This is a genomic window from Martinezella sp. CNPSo 3964, from assembly GCF_057784375.1.
Window position 1 is genome coordinate 374773 of the sequence record NZ_JBXSOW010000003.1, and the last position, 16819, is coordinate 391591.

The 16819-nt window shown below is 61.6% G+C and carries 14 protein-coding genes; 1 reads left to right on the forward strand and 13 read right to left on the reverse strand.

The annotated features are described in order from the left end of the window. Window positions 1-83: 83 nt before the first annotated feature. The 3 genes from AC13Q5_RS12225 to AC13Q5_RS12235 are packed head-to-tail and all read right to left on the reverse strand — an operon-like array spanning window position 84 to window position 4024. The gene (locus tag AC13Q5_RS12225) at window positions 84-1109 is read right to left on the reverse strand and encodes a hydroxyacid dehydrogenase (protein WP_488501826.1); all 1026 of its coding nucleotides are present in this window, start codon (window positions 1107-1109) and stop codon (window positions 84-86) included. Further along, entirely contained in the window at window positions 1106-2962 is a 1857-nt protein-coding gene (locus AC13Q5_RS12230; RefSeq protein ID WP_488502021.1) for a DUF2264 domain-containing protein, read from the reverse strand. Before AC13Q5_RS12230 ends, AC13Q5_RS12225 begins: the two co-directional genes overlap by 4 nt. Before the next feature lie 39 nt (window positions 2963-3001). Next, entirely contained in the window at window positions 3002-4024 is a 1023-nt protein-coding gene (locus AC13Q5_RS12235) for a LacI family DNA-binding transcriptional regulator (protein ID WP_488501827.1), read from the reverse strand. Between the two features lie 151 nt (window positions 4025-4175). Here AC13Q5_RS12235 and AC13Q5_RS12240 point away from each other — a divergent pair, with 151 nt between their 5' ends. After that, complete coding sequence (locus AC13Q5_RS12240; protein ID WP_488501828.1) at window positions 4176-5471, forward strand: ABC transporter substrate-binding protein; 1296 nt, start codon at window positions 4176-4178, stop codon at window positions 5469-5471. A gap of 244 nt (window positions 5472-5715) precedes the next feature. Here AC13Q5_RS12240 and AC13Q5_RS12245 read toward each other — a convergent pair whose 3' ends face one another. The 10 genes from AC13Q5_RS12245 to AC13Q5_RS12290 all read right to left on the reverse strand — a co-directional run bounded on the left by AC13Q5_RS12245 (window position 5716) and on the right by AC13Q5_RS12290 (window position 16803). Further along, the gene (locus tag AC13Q5_RS12245) at window positions 5716-6573 is read right to left on the reverse strand and encodes a 5'-nucleotidase, lipoprotein e(P4) family (RefSeq protein WP_488501829.1); all 858 of its coding nucleotides are present in this window, start codon (window positions 6571-6573) and stop codon (window positions 5716-5718) included. Window positions 6574-6809: 236 nt separating this feature from the next. Continuing rightward, window positions 6810-8540 carry an ABC transporter substrate-binding protein gene (locus AC13Q5_RS12250; RefSeq protein ID WP_488501830.1) on the reverse strand — a complete coding sequence of 577 codons (1731 nt, stop codon included), beginning with the start codon at window positions 8538-8540 and terminating at the stop codon, window positions 6810-6812. Window positions 8541-8664: 124 nt separating this feature from the next. After that, a complete protein-coding gene (locus AC13Q5_RS12255) occupies window positions 8665-8952 on the reverse strand; it encodes a DUF2160 domain-containing protein (RefSeq protein ID WP_488501831.1) in 288 nt (95 codons plus the stop codon). 12 nt (window positions 8953-8964) lie between these two features. Beyond that, window positions 8965-9888 (reverse strand): carbohydrate ABC transporter permease, encoded by a 924-nt coding sequence (locus AC13Q5_RS12260; RefSeq protein WP_488501832.1) that lies wholly within the window; start codon window positions 9886-9888, stop codon window positions 8965-8967. Then, a complete protein-coding gene (locus AC13Q5_RS12265; RefSeq protein ID WP_488501833.1) occupies window positions 9885-10757 on the reverse strand; it encodes a carbohydrate ABC transporter permease in 873 nt (290 codons plus the stop codon). Before AC13Q5_RS12265 ends, AC13Q5_RS12260 begins: the two co-directional genes overlap by 4 nt. Window positions 10758-10759: 2 nt before the next feature. After that, window positions 10760-11830 carry an ABC transporter ATP-binding protein gene (locus AC13Q5_RS12270; protein ID WP_488501834.1) on the reverse strand — a complete coding sequence of 357 codons (1071 nt, stop codon included), beginning with the start codon at window positions 11828-11830 and terminating at the stop codon, window positions 10760-10762. Window positions 11831-11839: 9 nt separating this feature from the next. Continuing rightward, a complete protein-coding gene (locus AC13Q5_RS12275) occupies window positions 11840-12922 on the reverse strand; it encodes an ABC transporter ATP-binding protein (protein WP_488501835.1) in 1083 nt (360 codons plus the stop codon). Window positions 12923-13690: 768 nt separating this feature from the next. Further along, on the reverse strand, window positions 13691-14332 hold the full coding sequence (locus tag AC13Q5_RS12280) for a ThuA domain-containing protein (protein ID WP_488501836.1): 642 nt from the start codon (window positions 14330-14332) through the stop codon (window positions 13691-13693). Between the two features lie 24 nt (window positions 14333-14356). Then, window positions 14357-15457 carry a Gfo/Idh/MocA family protein gene (locus tag AC13Q5_RS12285; protein WP_075853522.1) on the reverse strand — a complete coding sequence of 367 codons (1101 nt, stop codon included), beginning with the start codon at window positions 15455-15457 and terminating at the stop codon, window positions 14357-14359. Window positions 15458-15600: 143 nt separating this feature from the next. Further along, window positions 15601-16803, reverse strand: a complete 1203-nt coding sequence (locus AC13Q5_RS12290; protein WP_075853523.1) for an ROK family transcriptional regulator — start codon at window positions 16801-16803, stop codon at window positions 15601-15603. Between the last annotated feature and the right edge of the window lie 16 nt (window positions 16804-16819).

The window sequence follows — 16819 nt, forward strand, 5'->3', positions numbered from 1 at the left end:
CCGCGGAATGATTAAAAACGGGTTGTTCGCCTGTGCCGAAATGGGGCGATTTCAGGGTGTTTTCATGGATTCGCTGCGTCGCATCATGCCATGCGCGCCATGTCCTCGCGACGGACCTCATAGAGCAATGGCTTGCCCTCGATGAAGCGGATGGCTTCGTCGATCGCCATCTCGCCAAGGCGGGTTCGCTCCAGCCCGACGGCACCAGCAATATGCGGTGTCAGGAAGACATTCGGCAGATCGTAGAAAGCCGATGCCACCTCCGGAATTTCCGGATCGGTGACGTCGATGATCGCGTCGATGCGGCCAGTTCTTAGCACGGCGATCAGGGCGGCTTCGTCGACTAGCGCGCCGCGTGCCGTATTGATGAACGTCGCTCCATCCTTCATCAGCGACAGGCGGCCTGCGTCGATCATGTGCCGCGTCGCGGGCAGGGATGGCGCATGCAGCGAAACGATATCGGCTGATGCCATCAGCGTGTCCAGCTCGGCCTTTTCGACGCCGAGACGTGTCGCTTCGGCCTTCTCGACCATCGGGTCATAGAGCAGAATGCGGTAGTCGAAGGGGGCAAGCAGCTCGATCACCCGTCGGCCGATCCTTGAGGCGCCGATGATGCCGATGGTGCGGCCATAGTTGCCGATGGCGTCGGCCTGCATCGGCACCGTCCGCTGGCGATTGCGGTCGGCCACGTAGAAGTCGCGGAACCGGAAGACCTTCTTGCCGGCGAAGATGATGGCGGCGAGTGTGAATTCGGCAACCGGTAGGGCGTTGGCCTGGGCGGCGTGGCTGACTGAAATGCCGCGATCGAAGAGGCTGTCGCCGAGCAACCCTTTCACCGTGCCGGCGGCGTGGACCACCAGCTTCAGATGCGGCGCCTGCGCCAGTGCGGCGGCATCGATCGTCGGTGAGCCCCAGCCGGTGATGAGGATTTCGGTTTCCGCGAGCAGCTTGGCCGCACGCGCGTCGTCGAAGCGTTGCATGGGAGACCTGTCGAGCACCTGGCCGATCGTATCGAGACGCTGAATAAGCGCCTCCGGCAGGACATGCCGGGTGCGCGATGGCTGCATGGCAAGGGCAATGGCCGGGCGGCCGGAGGCAAATTGCGTCATGGCAGGCGACCCGGTGCCTCGATGGCGCTGACCGTGATCCCCTTGTCTTTGACGAGGGCGCGCAAGGCGTCGATATCGGGCTTCGCGGGCGGCTTGTTCCAGGCATGATCGACGGCAGCGGGGTCCTTCTCCGCAAGCACGGCGGAGACGAGAATGGTCTCGCCTGCGGGAATGGTGCCCCGCAGCTGCGGCACCAAGGTCTTTGCGACGATGAGGTTGGTGTTCGGCGGCGCTTTCTGGGCGACGCCTTCCCGCATGATCGTCGAGCCGAGGTCGACAATGCCGCTGAAATCCTCTTCGCCGATCGCATAGGCGGCACCCGTTTCGGAAGAGAGCGTGTCAGCCTCGAAATCACGCCTTGCGATGGCAAAGCCGCCTTCGGCCGTTTGCAGCGGCCGCGGCGTGCTGATCTTGTGCAGGCGGACATGCCAGGGTGCGGCCGGGACCAGCCATGTCTCCACCGTCACATCGGGGTACGGCGACCATTTGGCATAGAGCGTATCGCCGGCAAGCTTGGCTTCTTCATTGGTCTCACGCACGCGGTAATGCAGGCCGTCGTCGCTGAAGGCGAGCATGCTGTCGAAGGCACCGCCGGCAAAGATGCGCTCGTCGCTCTCGACGCTGAAGCCGTAGCGGGCTGAATAGGCGAATTTCGAGTATTTCTCCGCGCCGAAGCGCATCTGCTGGTTTTCCTGGCCGGAGGAGAGTGCGACGACATCGGCCTTGCTGCGCATCAGCACCATACCAGGATGCGTTTGAGGGATGATAGCCGGCTTATCTCCCGGCAGCTTTTCTTCCGCTGTCCAGAAGGGATGCATTTCCGGTAGCGCCAACGGCAGGAAAGCCTTGAAGGCCCAGTAGGGCGAGCCGGCGGAATTATAGTTCTCCGACATCAAGAGGTTGGGATAGGCAAAGCCGATCGGCAGGGTGCCGTCGCGATGGGCAATCGGCTTGTCGGCCCACCAGCGCAGGTGCCGCAGACACAGGCCCTTGATCTCACCCCATGGCAGCGCCTCGAGATCGGCAAAGGCAAGCGCCGACCAGAAACCGGCACAGGCGAAGCGATAGGTGAGGCTTCGCCCGAAGGGGATCGTGGCGCCATCGGGCGCGAACCAGTGGCGAAAATCCTTGGCGAAGAGGACGGCCCGCTCGCGGTAGCGTTCGGCGCGGTCGTCCTTGACGAGCTTGGAGTAGATCAGGCCATAAAAATGCATAGCGAAGGGAATGTAGTGGTCGATGCGCCGGACATTGCCGTCGCGATACCAGCCATCGGCGATGTAGAAGCCATCCAACTCGTTCAGATAGGTTTCGGTCAGGCTGCGGTCGAAGGAGACACCGAGGCGGTCGAGCGCGATATCGACGAGGATGCGGAAGAATTTCCAGTTGTTGTCGGCATAATCGAAGGTGCGGGCGTGTTTGAGATAGTTGATCAGATTGTCGCGGGCGCGCTGGTCGAGCGGCTCCCAGATCTTTTCGGGTACGAGCGCAAGCGCGAAGCCAAGCGCAGCCAGCTCGACCATGCGCTGATCGCGGCCATGGAGCGTACCCCAATATTCGGGGTGCTTCGGATCGACGCCGTTGGCGAGGCCTTCCGCAAAGCGGTGCCAATGACGGAAGTCGCCATTGCCGGCGCCGAGCGGCGCAAGACCCCAGAGCGGACGGGCAAAGCCCTCGAGATCGGCGGCGGCGCGGTCGAAGTGGGCTCCCGCACCATCGATGCGGACACGGGCGTTGCCTTCGGAAAAATAGGGCAGCAGCGGGTCGAAGAGATCGGTCAGTGCGCGGCGCATGTCGGCAAGGTTTGCAAGCGGGTTGCCGGCAAGCGGATTGGCGCTGGCGGGGTCGTAGATCATCGGCATGGCTCTCTCGATTGTTTCCGCTTTGGGGAAGGCTCAGCTTTCGGGTGGAAGAGTGCCGCCGGCGATCGATTGAACGCCGTGGCAGATGTGGCGGGCCGGCGCATCGCGGTCGCGGAAGCGCGCGATCATCAGGCCGATGGCCTCGCGTCCGAGCGCTGCGCGGTCGACGCGCATGGTTGCCAGCCGCGGGTTGGTCATCAGGGCGCAGGGAAGGTCGTCGAAGCCGACAATGGCGAAATCCTCCGGCACGCGCAGGCCGGCTTCCGTGACAGCGTCGAGCACGCCGACGGCGATGAAATCGTTCATGCAGAAGGCCGCCGTATAGCCCTCGCCGGCGACTAGGATCTCGGCGGTCTTGTCATGGGCCTCGTGGCTGGAGCTACCCCGGAAATTCATCGGCACGATACGGCCCTCTGCACCTTCCACCGAGGCGATTGCCGCCTCGAAGCCACGGATGCGCTCGCGGATCGTCTGGCGATGCGAGCCGGTCAGATGCAGGATGCGGCGGTGGCCGGCATCGAGCAGGCGGCGCGTTGCGTTATAGGCGCCGAAGAAATTCGAGGGCGAAACACCGTCAAAACGCAGCTTCGGATCGGTGCCGTTGACGAGCACGGTCGGCGTGCCGCTCGCCTCAAGCCAGCGGCACAGCTCTTCCGAAGGGTCGATGCCGACCAGAAAGAGACCCTCGGCGCCGGCGGTCTGCAGATATTCACTCACCAGATCAGGCTCGGTCCTCGCCTCGCGGACGAGACGGATGTCGAGGCGCATGCCGCGCTCGGCAGCACCTGCCCGCAGGCCTTCCAGAATGCCCTCGTAGAAGACACTCAAGCCGCCGGTGACGCTGTCGCTGGCGATCAGTGCCAGGCCGCCAGCCGTCGTTTCTGCTGCGGTCTTCAGCGGATAGCCGAGATCGCTCGCGACCTTGAAAATGTGCTGACGGATCGTCTCGCTGATGCCGGGCTCATTGGTGAGAACCCGCGACACCGTCGAGACGGAGACACCGGCGGCAGTGGCGATATCGGCCTGCCTGATGCGTTTGGAGCGAAGATCGTTCATAGCGCAAACGGTATGCAAAATTATGCAAATTTGCAATAGAAAGATTTTTTATTGCACAATGCTGTGAAGTTGCATATCGTCGCGCCTACTTGTCCGCTGAAGGCGTCGGGGAGATCGCCGCGGATGACAACGCAAGAGAAGGAGGAATCTCATGCGCATGAATCGTCGTTCGTTCATGATCGGAACCGCCGGAGCCGCTGCGGGTCTTGCGTTCGGAGGCGGGGCAATGCCCGCCTTTGCCGATGCGACGCAACTCCGGGCAATGTGGTGGGGCTCGCCCGATCGCGGCAAGCGCACGGTCGCGGTGGCCGAGCTGTTCCACAGCAAGAACCCCGATCTGTCTGTCATCGGTGAGAGCATCAGCGGCGACGGCTACTGGGCCAAGCTTGCAACCGGCATGGCCAGCCAGAACATCGCCGATGTCTTCCAGCTCGAGCCGAGCACGATCTCCGATTATTCCAAGCGTGGCGCCTGCATGCCGCTCGACCAGTTCGTGCCCTCGACGCTGAATGTCGACAGCTTCGGCAAGGACGTGCTGAAGCTGACCACGGTCGACAACAAACTTTACGGCGTCGGCCTGGGACTGAACTCCTTCGCCATGTTCTATGACGAGGACATGTTCAAGAAGACCGGCCTGACGCCGCCCGGCCCGACGACGACATGGGCCGAATATGCCGATCTCGCCGTGGAAATGACGAAGGCGGCCGGCAAGCGCGGCTACTGGGGCGGACCTTATGGCGCGCGCTACAATTATGTGCTTGACGTCTGGCTGCGCCAGCGCGGCAAGAGTCTCTTCACCGAGGAAGGCGGGCTCGGCTTCGGCGTTGACGATGCCAAGGAATGGTACAGCTACTGGGAAGAGCTGCGCAAACGCGGCGGCACCGTCTCGGCCGATGTCCAGACGCTCGACCAGAACGTCATCGAGAGCAATTGCCTGGCGCTCGGAAAATCTGCCATCGGCATGGCCTATTCCAACCAGCTCGTCGGCTACCAGCTCGTGGTCAAGAGCAAGCTCGCCGTCACGATGCTGCCGCGCGAGAAGAAGGATGGTCCCTCCGGGCACTACTATCGCCCGGCGCTGATCTGGAGCGTCGGTGCCACCAGCAAGAACGGCGAGGCGGCGGCAAAATTCATCAATTTCTTCGTCAACGACGTCGATGCCGGCAAGATCCTCGGCGTCGAACGCGGCGTACCCATGTCACCCGCCGTGCGTGCGGCCATTTTGCCGACGCTCAATCCGGTGGAGCAGCAGACGGTGCACTATATCGAGCTCTTGAAGGATCAGGTCGGCACCTATCCCGTGCCGGCGCCGCTCGGCTCTCAGGAATTCGACGTGAACGTCGCCCGCCCCGTCGCCGACCAGCTCGCCTTCGGCAAGATCACTGTCGCGGAGGCAGCGAAGCGGCTGGTGGAAGAAGGTGCGACGAAATTGAAGCGGAAGAGTTGATTGATAGTTGGCTATATGAGTGAAGATCAGGTGAGTTCGGTCTTGCCGAAACGCTCTGCCTGGCCCCTCACCTAGCCCTCTCCCCGCTAAGCGGGGCGAGGGGACGACTGGGCAAGACAATCGACTCCTCCAAGCAGCAGCATTTGGCATTGTAGAACTCCCTCTCCCCGCAGTGCGGGGTGAGGGGCCAGGCATGGAGTTGCCACAGCCACGAATTCACCTGACAGGTCTTTATCGAGGAAGGTCACTTCCCATCCCAGGGCGTCAGCGCATTCTGCTTCATCCGGCGCTGTTCTTCCGGCGGCAGCTTGTAATCGCCTTTGTAGGGTGCGCTTTCGAACGAGCCATAGGTCGGGTTGGCGATGGCGATCCAGTCATGGCCGAAATGTGCCTTGTTGGCCTCGAACACCTTCTGCCGCTCCTCGACAGTGCCCTTGTAGTCGTCGGTGAAGTCGCCGAAATTATCGCCAAACATCAGGAGAATGCGATAGTTCTTGGCGATGAAGGCGCGGCGCGTGCCTTTGGCGGAGCCCCAGTCGGACTGCTCCTTCGCGCTGAGGAAAGTGTCGACATTGTCGCCCATCGGAAAGCCGAAGCGCTTCATTTCCTCGACGGTCGGGCCTTCCTCATCGGCGGTTCGGTTGGTGACGTAGAAGACCTTCACGCCCTTTGACGCTGCATATTGGGTAAATTCCACCGCGCCGGGAATCGGCTTGTCCTGCTGGGCATTCACATATTGCGTCCAGGTTTCCGGCTTGAAGCTCGTACCCGTCGTTATGTTGCGCGCCTGGTAGGGCGAGGTGTTGAGGACGGTGTCGTCGACGTCGAGGATGATGGCGGGCGGAAAATCCTGGAAATTACCTGTCTGCTCGACAGGGGCTGCAGTCCAGGTCTTGTCAGCCAATGCTTCGTCAAGCCTGATGCGGCCGAGTGCGTAGGCACCGAGTGCGTTGGCTTGCGCCTCGACCGAAGTCTGGTCCCAAAGAACAGCGTTGAGATTGTCGTCGGGCATGGCGTCCGGCAGATCGGCGGCAAGGGCCGGCAAGGCGGCAAGACCAATGGCTGTAAAGAGCGCCCACCGCCCACAATATCCGCTTCTCATGCTGTTCTCCTTTTGTTGAAATCTGTCATGGACATCCGAAATCACCGGCGTCGGAATTTCATGACCCGGATAAGGATAGTTTGTGGGTTGTTGGAGTGTGTCAAGTCTGTGACAGAGGTCGCGGTGCTTCTTTCGGTTCTTTAGCCTCGTTTCGACTCAGACATCTGGCGTTTCGGCGAAAAAAAAGCCGGGGCCTTTTCAGGCCCCGGCGCTGCCGCATCTCCGGATACGGGTGCTTATTGCTTGGCGTCGGCCCAGCTCTTGACCAGCTCGTCATAGTTGATGGTGACGGGCTTTTCCTTTTCGTCGGCGACCTTCAGCTGCGGAGCGAGATGACCGTTCTTGACGGCATCGGCGTTCCAGTAGGCGAGATCGTGCTCCTCAGCGAGCTTCGGGCCGATGTCGCCCTGAACGCCCGCGCGTTCGATGCGCTGCATCACCTTTTCCTGATCGGCGCAGAGCGCATCCATGGCGCCCTGGGCATCCTTGGCACCCGATGCGGCATCGCCGATCGCCTGCCACCAGAGCTGCGCGAGCTTCGGATAGTCAGGAACGTTGGTGCCGGTCGGCGACCACTGCACGCGGGCCGGCGAGCGATAGAACTCGATCAGACCGCCGAGTTCCGGAGCGCGCTTGGTGAAGCTCTTGTCGCGGATGGTGGATTCGCGAATGAAGGTGAGGCCGACATGGCTCTTCTTCACATCGACAGTCTTCGAGGTGACGAACTGCGCATAGAGCCATGCGGCCTTGGCGCGATCGACCGGGGTCGATTTCATCAGCGTCCAGGAGCCGACGTCCTGATAGCCGAGCTTCATGCCGTCCTTCCAGTAGACGCCATGCGGCGAGGGAGCCATGCGCCACTTCGGCGTGCCGTCGGAGTTCATGACCGGCAGGCCGGGCTTGACCATGTCGGCGGTGAAGGCCGTATACCAGAAGATCTGCTGGGCGATATTGCCTTGCGACGGAACCGGACCGGATTCGGAGAAGGTCATGCCCTGTGCTTCCGCCGGAGCGTAGGCCTTCAGCCAGTCGAGATATTTCTGGATCGAATAGACCGCAGCCGGGCCGTTGGTGTCGCCGCCGCGGGCGACGCAGGAGCCGACAGGACGGGAGCTGGCATCGACCTTGATACCCCATTCGTCGACCGGCAGGCCGTTCGGAAGGCCCTTGTCGCCGTTGCCGGCCATCGAGAGCCAGGCGTCGGTGAAGCGCCAGCCGAGCGACGGGTCCTTCTTGCCGTAGTCCATATGGCCGAAGACCTTCTTGCCGTCGACGTCGCGGCCGGTGAAGAACTGGGCGATGTCCTCATAGGCCGACCAGTTGACCGGCACGCCGAGCTCGTAGCCGTATTTCGCCTTGAAATCGGCCTTGTTCTTCGGGTCGTTGAACCAGTCGTAACGGAACCAGTAGAGGTTGGCGAACTGCTGGTCGGGAAGCTGGTAGAGCTTCTTGTCCGGAGCGGTGGTGAAGCTGCTGCCGATGAAATCGGCGATATCGATGCCCGGATTGGTGACGTCCTTGCCCTCGTCGGCCATCCAATCCGTCAGGTTGCGCACCTGCTTGTAGCGCCAATGCGTGCCGATCAGATCGGAATCGTTGACCCAGCCGTCATAGAGGTTCTGGCCGGTCTGCATCTGCGTCTGGATCTTCTCGACGACGTCGCCTTCCTGGATGACGTCGTGGGTGACCTTGATGCCGGTGATGGCGGTGAAGGCCGGGGCGAGAACCTGCGATTCATACTGGTGGGTCGTCAGCGTTTCCGAAACGACCTTGATTTCCATGCCCTTGAAGGGCTTGGCCGCATCGATGAACCACTGCATTTCCTTTTCCTGGTCGGCGCGCGAGAGCGTCGAGAGATCGCCGATCTCCTTGTCCAGGAATGTCTTGGCTTCGTTCATGCCGGCATGCGCCGTGCCGGCCAGGGCCAGCAGGGCAACTGCCGTTGTCGTCAAGAGATGCCGTCGCATATATTCCTCCCTACAGGTTGCGAGTGCATTGTCAGCCGGCCGGACTTCCGGCCATCTGTATCGATTTGCCTTACTGCTCCGCATGACCGAATGGGCAACGGAGCGGTAACAGGTTGATTCCGCGCTAGACCAGACGGAAGACGCCGATGGCGTAGACCACGGAAAGAGCAAGAGCCCACCACAGGCTGGGGCCTCCCAGGCCCAGCCAGGCGAGATGGATGAAGGCGGCGCCGAGCAGCGAGATAAAGAGCCGGTCGCCGCGCGTCGTTTCGAAGCGCAGAATGCCGAGGCGCGGATTGCCGCCCGGCGAAAAATATTCCCAGACCGCCATGCCGATCAAAAGCAGCAGGATGGTCACGAAGAACAGCGCCGTCGGCAGGGTCCAGGCCATCCAGGAAAAGTCTGTATTCATGGCGGTTTTCCTTCAGACGCGGCCGAGCGCGAAGCCTTTGGCGATGTAATTGCGGACGAAATAGATGACGAGCGCGCCAGGCACCAAGGTCAGCACACCGGCGGCGGCAAGCAGGCCCCAGTCCATGCCGGCGGCCGAAACGGTGCGCGTCATGATGGCGGCGATCGGCTTGGCGTCGGTCGTCGTCAGCGTGCGGGCAATCAGCAGTTCCACCCAGGAGAACATGAAGCAGAAGAAGGCGGCGACGCCGATGCCGCTTGCGATCAAGGGAATGAAGATCTTGATGAAGAAGCGCGGGAACGAATAGCCGTCGATATAAGCGGTTTCGTCGATCTCCTTCGGCACGCCTGACATGAAGCCTTCGAGGATCCAGACCGCCAGCGGCACGTTGAACAGGCAGTGCGCCAGCGCCACGGCGATATGGGTGTCGATCAGGCCGAAGGCCGAGTAGAGCTGGAAGAAGGGTAGCGCGAAGACCGCCGGCGGCGCCATGCGGTTCGTCAGCAGCCAGAAGAATACATGCTTATCGCCGAGAAAGCGGTAGCGCGAGAAGGCGTAGGCGGCGGGAAGGGCACACGCGACCGAGATCACCATGTTCATGACGACATAGGTGATGGAGTTGATATAGCCCTTGTACCAGGACGGATCGGTGAAGATGATCGCGTAGTTGCGCAGCGTCGGTTGGTGCGGATAGAGCGTCAGTCCGCCGATGATTTCCTCGTTCGTCTTGAAGCTCATATTGACGAGCCAGTAGATCGGCAGCAGCAGGAAGATGATGTAGATCGTCGGCACCAGCCAGGCCCAGCGTCCTTTTTCGCCGTGACGGCGGGAAACCCGCGCGCCCGTCGCAGCGCTCGCATTGGCGGCGCCATCGGAAGCGGCAAGTGTGTGAATGCCGGCGTTGTCGGCCGTGGTGGAGAGGGGTTTGCCGCTCATCGGCTTGCTCCCGCATCGTAATTGGTCATGACGGTGTAGAAGACCCAGGACAGCAGCAGCACGATCAGGAAGTAGACCAGCGACATGGCGGCTGCCGGGCCGAGGTCGAACTGGCCGAGCGCCATCTTCACGAGATCGATCGACAGGAAGGTCGTCGAGTTGCCGGGACCGCCGCCTGTGACGACGAAAGGTTCGGTATAGATCATGAAACTGTCCATGAAGCGCAGCAGTACGGCGATCAGCAGCACGCGGTTCATCTTCGGCAGCTGGATGTAGCGGAAGACGGACCAGCGCGAGGCGCCGTCGATCTTGGCGGCCTGGTAGAAGGCGTCGGGAATGGAGGCGAGGCCGGCATAGCAGAGCAGCACGACGAGGCTCGTCCAGTGCCAGACGTCCATGACGATCACGGTTGCCCAGGCGTCGGCGGGATCGGAGACATAGTTGTAGTCGATGCCGAGATTGACGAGGACGTAGCCCATCAAGCCGATGTCACTGCGGCCGAAAACCTGCCAGATCGTGCCGACGACATTCCACGGGATGAGCAGCGGCAAGGCCATCAGCACCAGGCAGACCGGGACGCCGAGCCCCTTCTTCGGCATATTGAGGGCAATGAAGATGCCGAGCGGCACCTCGATCGCCAGAATGACGAAGGAGAAGATCAGGTTGCGGATCATCGAATCCCAGAAGCGGCCGGAGCGAAGAATTTCCTCGAACCACTGCGTGCCCGCCCAGAAGAAGACGTTGTTGCCGAAGGTGTCCTGTACCGAATAGTTCACGACCGTCATCAGCGGAATGACGGCGGAAAAGCCGACGAGCAGCAGAACCGGAATGAGCATGAACCAGGCTTTGTTGTTCCAGGTCTTCTCCATCGTCAGGCTCCCATCTCGACGCGCCAAGAGTCGGCGTAGATATTGATGCCGGCGGGATCGAAGGCGATGTGCGGCTCGGCCGGCACCGTCTGGTCCTCGCCGATGACCGCGACGATGTCCTGGCCGTCGAGCTTGGCGCGGACCACCTTGCGGCGGCCGAGATCTTCAACCTTCGTTACGGTGGCGGGCATGCCCTCGCGGCCGATACGGACGAATTCCGGGCGGATGCCGAGTTCGGAACGTCCGGCTCGCTTTTCCGCAGGCGCGCCGGGCAGCGCGATCGTGCGGTTGCCGAGCCGTGCACTGCTGCCTTCGATTTCGACGGGCATGACATTCATGCCGGGCGAGCCGATGAAATAGCCGACGAAGGTGTGGCGCGGGCGCTCGAACAGGTCGTTCGGCGTGCCGATCTGCACCACTTCGCCGTTGTACATGACCACTACCTTGTCGGCGAAGGTGAGCGCTTCGGTCTGATCGTGGGTGACATAGACCATGGTGAAGCCGAAGCGGCGGTGGAGCTGCTTCAGCTGCGAGCGCAGCACCCACTTCATATGCGGATCGATGACGGTCAGCGGCTCGTCGAACAGGATGGCGTTGACATCCGAGCGCACGAGGCCGCGGCCGAGCGAGATCTTCTGCTTGGCATCGGCGGTCAAGCCGCGTGCCTTGCGGTGGGCACTGTCGGAAAGGCCAATCATCTCGATGATCTCATCGACCTTGCGCTTCACTTCGGCCTCCGGGACATGCCGGTTGCGCAGCGGGAAGGCGAGATTGTCGTAGACGGTCATCGTGTCGTAGACGACCGGGAACTGGAAGACCTGGGCGATGTTGCGCTCCTGGGTCGACAGCCGGGTCACGTCCTTGCCGTCGAAGAGAATGCGGCCCTCGGAAGCCTGCACCAGGCCCGAGACAATGTTGAGAAGCGTGGTCTTGCCGCACCCCGAGGGGCCGAGCAGGGCATAGGCGCTTCCGTCTTCCCAGCTATGGTTGACTTCCTTCAGCGCATAGTCGGCGTCGGATTTCGGATGGTCGTTGTAGGCGTGCCTGATGTGGTCGAGATCGATGCGGGCCATTGTCCCTCCTCAGGCGGCTTGTTGCAAGGCGGGAGTGACGGCGGCGCCATCGGTGTCGAAAACCATGATGTGACGCGGGTCGATATACACGTCGATCGCATCGTCGACATCGATATCCTGAACGCCCTGGGTCAGCATCACCCAGCGCTGCCCGGAAACATCGATATGGATGAAGCTTTCCGAGCCGGTGATCTCGGTCACCATAACCCTGGCCGGCGCGGCAACTGCCGCCGGCGTCTGCGGCGCAAGTGCCAGATGATGCGGCTGGAAGGCGATCGTGTATCGGCCATCCGGCCGGTCCTCCAATCCCCTCGGTACAGGCAGGCGGATAGTGTCGTTCAGCGCGAACTCGCGGCCGCGCTTGTCGAGCGCTATCGTGTTCAGCGGCGGATCGGCAAAGGTGGTGGCGGTAATCAGGTCTTTCGGGTTGCGGAAGACCTCGATCGTCGCGCCGAACTGCGTGATGCGGCCTTCCGACAAGGTTGCGGTATTGCCGCCGAGAAGCAGTGCTTCGGAGGGTTCGGTGGTGGCGTAGACGAAGATGGCGCCGGATTCAGCGAAGATCTTCGGCAGTTCGGCGCGCAGCTCCTCGCGCAGCTTGTAATCGAGATTGGCGAGCGGCTCGTCGAGCAGCACCAGCCCGGCATTTTTCACGATGGCGCGGGCAAGTGCGGTACGCTGCTGCTGGCCGCCGGAGAGGCTCAAGGGCAGGCGATCGAGGAAGGGGCCGAGGCGCAGAAGATCGGCTGCCTTCTTCACTTCCTGATCAATGATATCAGCACTTTTGCCGCTCAATCGCATCGGCGAGGCGATGTTGTCGTAGACGGTCATGGCGGGATAATTGATGAATTGCTGGTAGACCATGGCGACGTTGCGGCGCTGCACCGGCTGTCCCGTGACATCGGCACCGTCGACATGGATCGTGCCCGTAGTCGGCTTGTCGAGGCCAGCCATAAGCCGCATCAGCGACGTCTTGCCCGAAAGCGTCGGCCCCAGCAGCACGTTCAGCGTGCCGCGCTGCAGCGTCAGATTTGTTTCCGCGATATGCGTTTCGCCGCCGACAGACTTCGATACGCCCCTGAGTTCAAGCACGATAGATTCCTTCCATGCGCCGCATATCAATGCTGCCGCGAGGATTGCGAAGAGACCGATCCGTCCTGTCGTTGCCGGACGGTGCCTGCTGCTGAGATTATGATTGTTCGGAAGTGGATTGTGCCGATCTGCCCGCGGAAACATCGCGCCGGCAAGGATTGCGCCAGGCGACGTCAGTGGCCATGCGGCCAATGCCGCCAACCATGCCGTTTTCCGTATCGATCTGATTTTCGGACAATAATCCCTCCCCCTGTTTCGATTTGCATCCCTCACGCGAAAACCGAAACAAGAATGACGATAAATGAAGATAAAGGAATGTCAAACGAAAACTGATCGCGTTTCAGTTTCGCTTCATAAATCTCATCTCAGGCGTGTTTTAGCGATTTATTATCAATCTGGTAAGCAATTGATCGGAATTGCAAATGGAGGCTGATGCACCTTTCGATGCGTCCACGCGCATTGGGGCCGAACGCAGCCTGATCGCTCGTGCTGACAGTCGTACGATCAAAATGGGGAGTGGAGCCTGGCACGGAATGCGAGGCAGGATCTGCAACGTCGAGGTGAGATGAGGGCGATCGATAGTTGGCTGCAGGATGCGGGGTGGAGCCCCTGCCCAAGCTCCGTTCACGGCCGCCTGTCCGGCCTGCTCATCATTTGCTCGAAACGATGAAATCTGCCGTGTGCGCGATTGCGCTATCATCGGGATGGCCGACGCAAAGCCGCCCCTCAGGCATTATGAGGGGCGGCAATTTTCGAAACGTGCAGGGCTCAGCGTGCCGCCCAGTTCGCGCCGCGGCGGAAGATGGTCTTCATCTGCGGCACGTCGAATTCCTTGGCCTGGTGGCCGAGCGAGGAATAGAACACGCGGCCCTTGCCGTATTTGCGCTTCCAGGCGACGGGCATGACGACGCCGTCGATCCAGTAGGCATGGTCGCCGGTGAATGTGGTGGTCGCCAGCACCTCGTTCGACGGGTCGGCGTGCATGTAATATTGCTCCGACGTGTAGGGGAAATCGGTGATCCCCTCCATGATCGGATCGTCCGGCCGCGTGATGTTGACCGTATAGTCGATGATGTTGCCGGGATGGGCGACCCATTGGCCGCCGATGATGAACTGGTACTCGACGCTTTCGCGGAACGAGTCGCCTGCGCCACCATGATAGCCGGCTATGCCAACGCCGCTTTCGATTGCGGCCGCGAGGTTCTTCACCTCTTCCTTCTCGATCTTCGACATGGTGACGATCGGCACGATCAGGCTGAGATCGTGGATCGAGGGATCGGCAAAGGCCTCGGTGCTGTTTTCGAGATAGACCTTGAAGCCGTCCTCTTCGAGCATGTCGCGGATGATATGGGCGCATTCCTGCGGTTCGTGGCCGCTCCAGCCGCCCCAGACGATAAGTGCTTCACGCATGATAATCCTCCTGAAATTGTGTCGTTAGCGGCCGATCTGCCCATCCACCAGGGATTCGGAAAGAGGGGCCGGGCGCTCCGTTTGCGTCGTGATGGTGACCGTGCGCCCGGTGTCGGAGGCCGTCTGGAAGGCTTCCATGACTTCGAGCACGTGCAGCGCGAGGCTGCCATTGGCACGGTGCGGACGGTTCGAGCGGATGGCATGTGCCATGTCTGCGACGCCGAGCGAGCGGTAGTTGCCGTCGGCATAGGGTGCGGTGATCTCGCGCTCGGCAAACTCGCCGCCCTTCTTGAGGAATTCCACCGGGCCGCCGAAACGGTTGGGGTCGGGCACGATCAGCGTGCCTTCCGTGCCGTAGACTTCGAGCGGCACATGCTTGTGGCCGGCGACATCGAAGCTCATGCCGATCTGGACGACCGCGCCATTGGCAAAGGCCATGACGCCGGCAACATGCGTCGGCACATGCACGGGGATGTGCTCGCCGTTGCGTGGCTCGCTGGTGATGATGCGTTCCTTGCGCGGCGTGACGGCAAAGCCGGCGACCTGGGAGACCGGGCCAAGCAGGTTGACGAGATCGGTGATGTAATAAGGCCCCATGTCGAGCATCGGGCCGCCGCCGATTTCATAATAGAAAGCCGGATTCGGATGCCAGCGCTCGTGGCCGGGGCACATGAAGGTAGCGGTGCCGCCGACGGGAATGCCGATCGCACCTTCGTCGATGATGGCGCGGGCCGTCTGATGGCCACCGCCGAGGAAGGTATCGGGCGCTGCACCGATGCGCAGACCCTTGGTGGCCGCGGCATCTGCAAGCTTCTTGCCCTCGGCGAAATTGATACCGAGCGGCTTTTCCGAATAGGTATGTTTGCCGGCATCCAGCGCCTGCAGACCGACGGCGACATGCGCCTTCGGAATGGTCAGGTTGACGATGATCTCAATCGAGGGATCGGCGAGCAAGGAAGCGATATCGACCGCCTTCAGACCGAATTCGGCAGCCTTTGCCTCGGCAAGCTCGCGATTGAGGTCGGCCACACCTTTGATGTCGAGAATGGGAAAGGATTTCATGGCGGTAAGATAGGCGCCGGAAATGTTCCCGCAGCCGATAATGCCGATGCCGACCTTGTTCATAAGCTTCCTCCAGATGAATTGTCTTGTCTGTCCTGGAGCGGCTCAGCGTTTCACATAGGCGCTGAACCGCTCTATCCTATTGTTTCGACGCAATTCCGGGCGGAAAATCACTGCGCAGTTTTCCTGGAATTGCTGTGGGGACATCAGAGGGCCGGTGCCGGCCCCGTCGTTCCCCAGGGGGATTCGTAAAGTTCGCGCAGCGCGACGACCGCGGCGCCCTGCGCCCAGGTCTCGTCGGTCGACTGGTCGAAAACGAGTTCGGTCACGCCCTTGATCGACGGCGGGATCGCCAGCGAATAGGCCTCCCGCAGGCTGTCGAGGAAGGGCTGGCCGAGCGCCAGGCTCGATCCCACCAGAATGACGCGCGGCGGCGCAAACAGCGTTACGATATTGGCAAGCGCCATGCCGCAGGCTTCGCCGGCGCGGATTGCCGCGCTGATCAATGTGTTGTCTTCGGCATCGATCAGTGTCTTCGCATGCGCCATTCCCCGGCCGAGGCGGATGGCTTCGGCAAAACGGCCGCTCGGCTGATCGCCGAGAATGGCGCTTTCGCCGGCAAGGCTTGCCAGGCGGATAATGCCCTGCGGACCCATGCCGAGCACGAGATCGCCGAGATTGTGGCTGAGGCCGCCGGCGCCGCGAAAGAGCTGGCCGCCATGCAGAACGCCAAGTCCCAATGTCTGTTCCAGCGACACCAGCACCATGTCGTCCAGGTCTCTCGCCTGGCCGAACCAGTGATGGGCAAGCGTGATGGCATGTGCATCGCTTTCGACGATGGTGGTGACGCCCAGCCGTTCCGACATGTCCTTGGCGAAATCGACGCCGCTTTCGCGAAAGATCGGGCTGGTGCGGATATGGCCGGTGCGATGCTCGACGACGCCGGGCAGGCCGAGGCAGACGGAATCGATCTCGTCCAATGCCAGATTGGCATCGACGACGCAGCGGCGCACGCCATCCTCGATAAGATCGGCAATGACGCCGATCGGCTGCCGGTCGACGCGTAGCGCCAGTGTCAGCGTCGATAGAACCTCACCGCAGAAGTCGGTGACGACGAAAACCATGCGGTTGGCGGCGATTTTCGCGCCGACGACGCGCGCAGCATCGGGGTTAAGCTCCAGCATGACGCGGGGTCGGCCGCGGGTGGCCGCCTCGCGCAGGTCGCCTTCGGTGCGGGCCAGGATCAGCCCGTCATCCAGCAGCGAGGCTGTGATTGCCGAGACTGTCGTGGTCGAAAGCTGAGTGCGGTCGCTGATTTCGATACGTGCGATGGAGCCCGCCCGCCGGATCGTATCCAGCACATTGAAGCGGTTTATCGCCCGCATAAGCTCGGGATCTGCTGTTTTCATGAGAATGGTGCCGAAT

Coding starts and splice junctions, on each gene's coding strand:
- AC13Q5_RS12240 (WP_488501828.1), top strand. CDS start 4,176: ATGCGCATGAATCGTCGTTCGTTCATGATCGGAACCGCCGGAGCCGCT.
- AC13Q5_RS12280 (WP_488501836.1), bottom strand. CDS start 14,332: ATGCGTGAAGCACTTATCGTCTGGGGCGGCTGGAGCGGCCACGAACCG.
- AC13Q5_RS12250 (WP_488501830.1), bottom strand. CDS start 8,540: ATGCGACGGCATCTCTTGACGACAACGGCAGTTGCCCTGCTGGCCCTG.
- AC13Q5_RS12230 (WP_488502021.1), bottom strand. CDS start 2,962: ATGATCTACGACCCCGCCAGCGCCAATCCGCTTGCCGGCAACCCGCTT.
- AC13Q5_RS12290 (WP_075853523.1), bottom strand. CDS start 16,803: ATGAAAACAGCAGATCCCGAGCTTATGCGGGCGATAAACCGCTTCAAT.
- AC13Q5_RS12260 (WP_488501832.1), bottom strand. CDS start 9,888: ATGAGCGGCAAACCCCTCTCCACCACGGCCGACAACGCCGGCATTCAC.
- AC13Q5_RS12270 (WP_488501834.1), bottom strand. CDS start 11,830: ATGGCCCGCATCGATCTCGACCACATCAGGCACGCCTACAACGACCAT.
- AC13Q5_RS12255 (WP_488501831.1), bottom strand. CDS start 8,952: ATGAATACAGACTTTTCCTGGATGGCCTGGACCCTGCCGACGGCGCTG.
- AC13Q5_RS12265 (WP_488501833.1), bottom strand. CDS start 10,757: ATGGAGAAGACCTGGAACAACAAAGCCTGGTTCATGCTCATTCCGGTT.
- AC13Q5_RS12285 (WP_075853522.1), bottom strand. CDS start 15,457: ATGAACAAGGTCGGCATCGGCATTATCGGCTGCGGGAACATTTCCGGC.
- AC13Q5_RS12245 (WP_488501829.1), bottom strand. CDS start 6,573: ATGAGAAGCGGATATTGTGGGCGGTGGGCGCTCTTTACAGCCATTGGT.
- AC13Q5_RS12235 (WP_488501827.1), bottom strand. CDS start 4,024: ATGAACGATCTTCGCTCCAAACGCATCAGGCAGGCCGATATCGCCACT.
- AC13Q5_RS12225 (WP_488501826.1), bottom strand. CDS start 1,109: ATGACGCAATTTGCCTCCGGCCGCCCGGCCATTGCCCTTGCCATGCAG.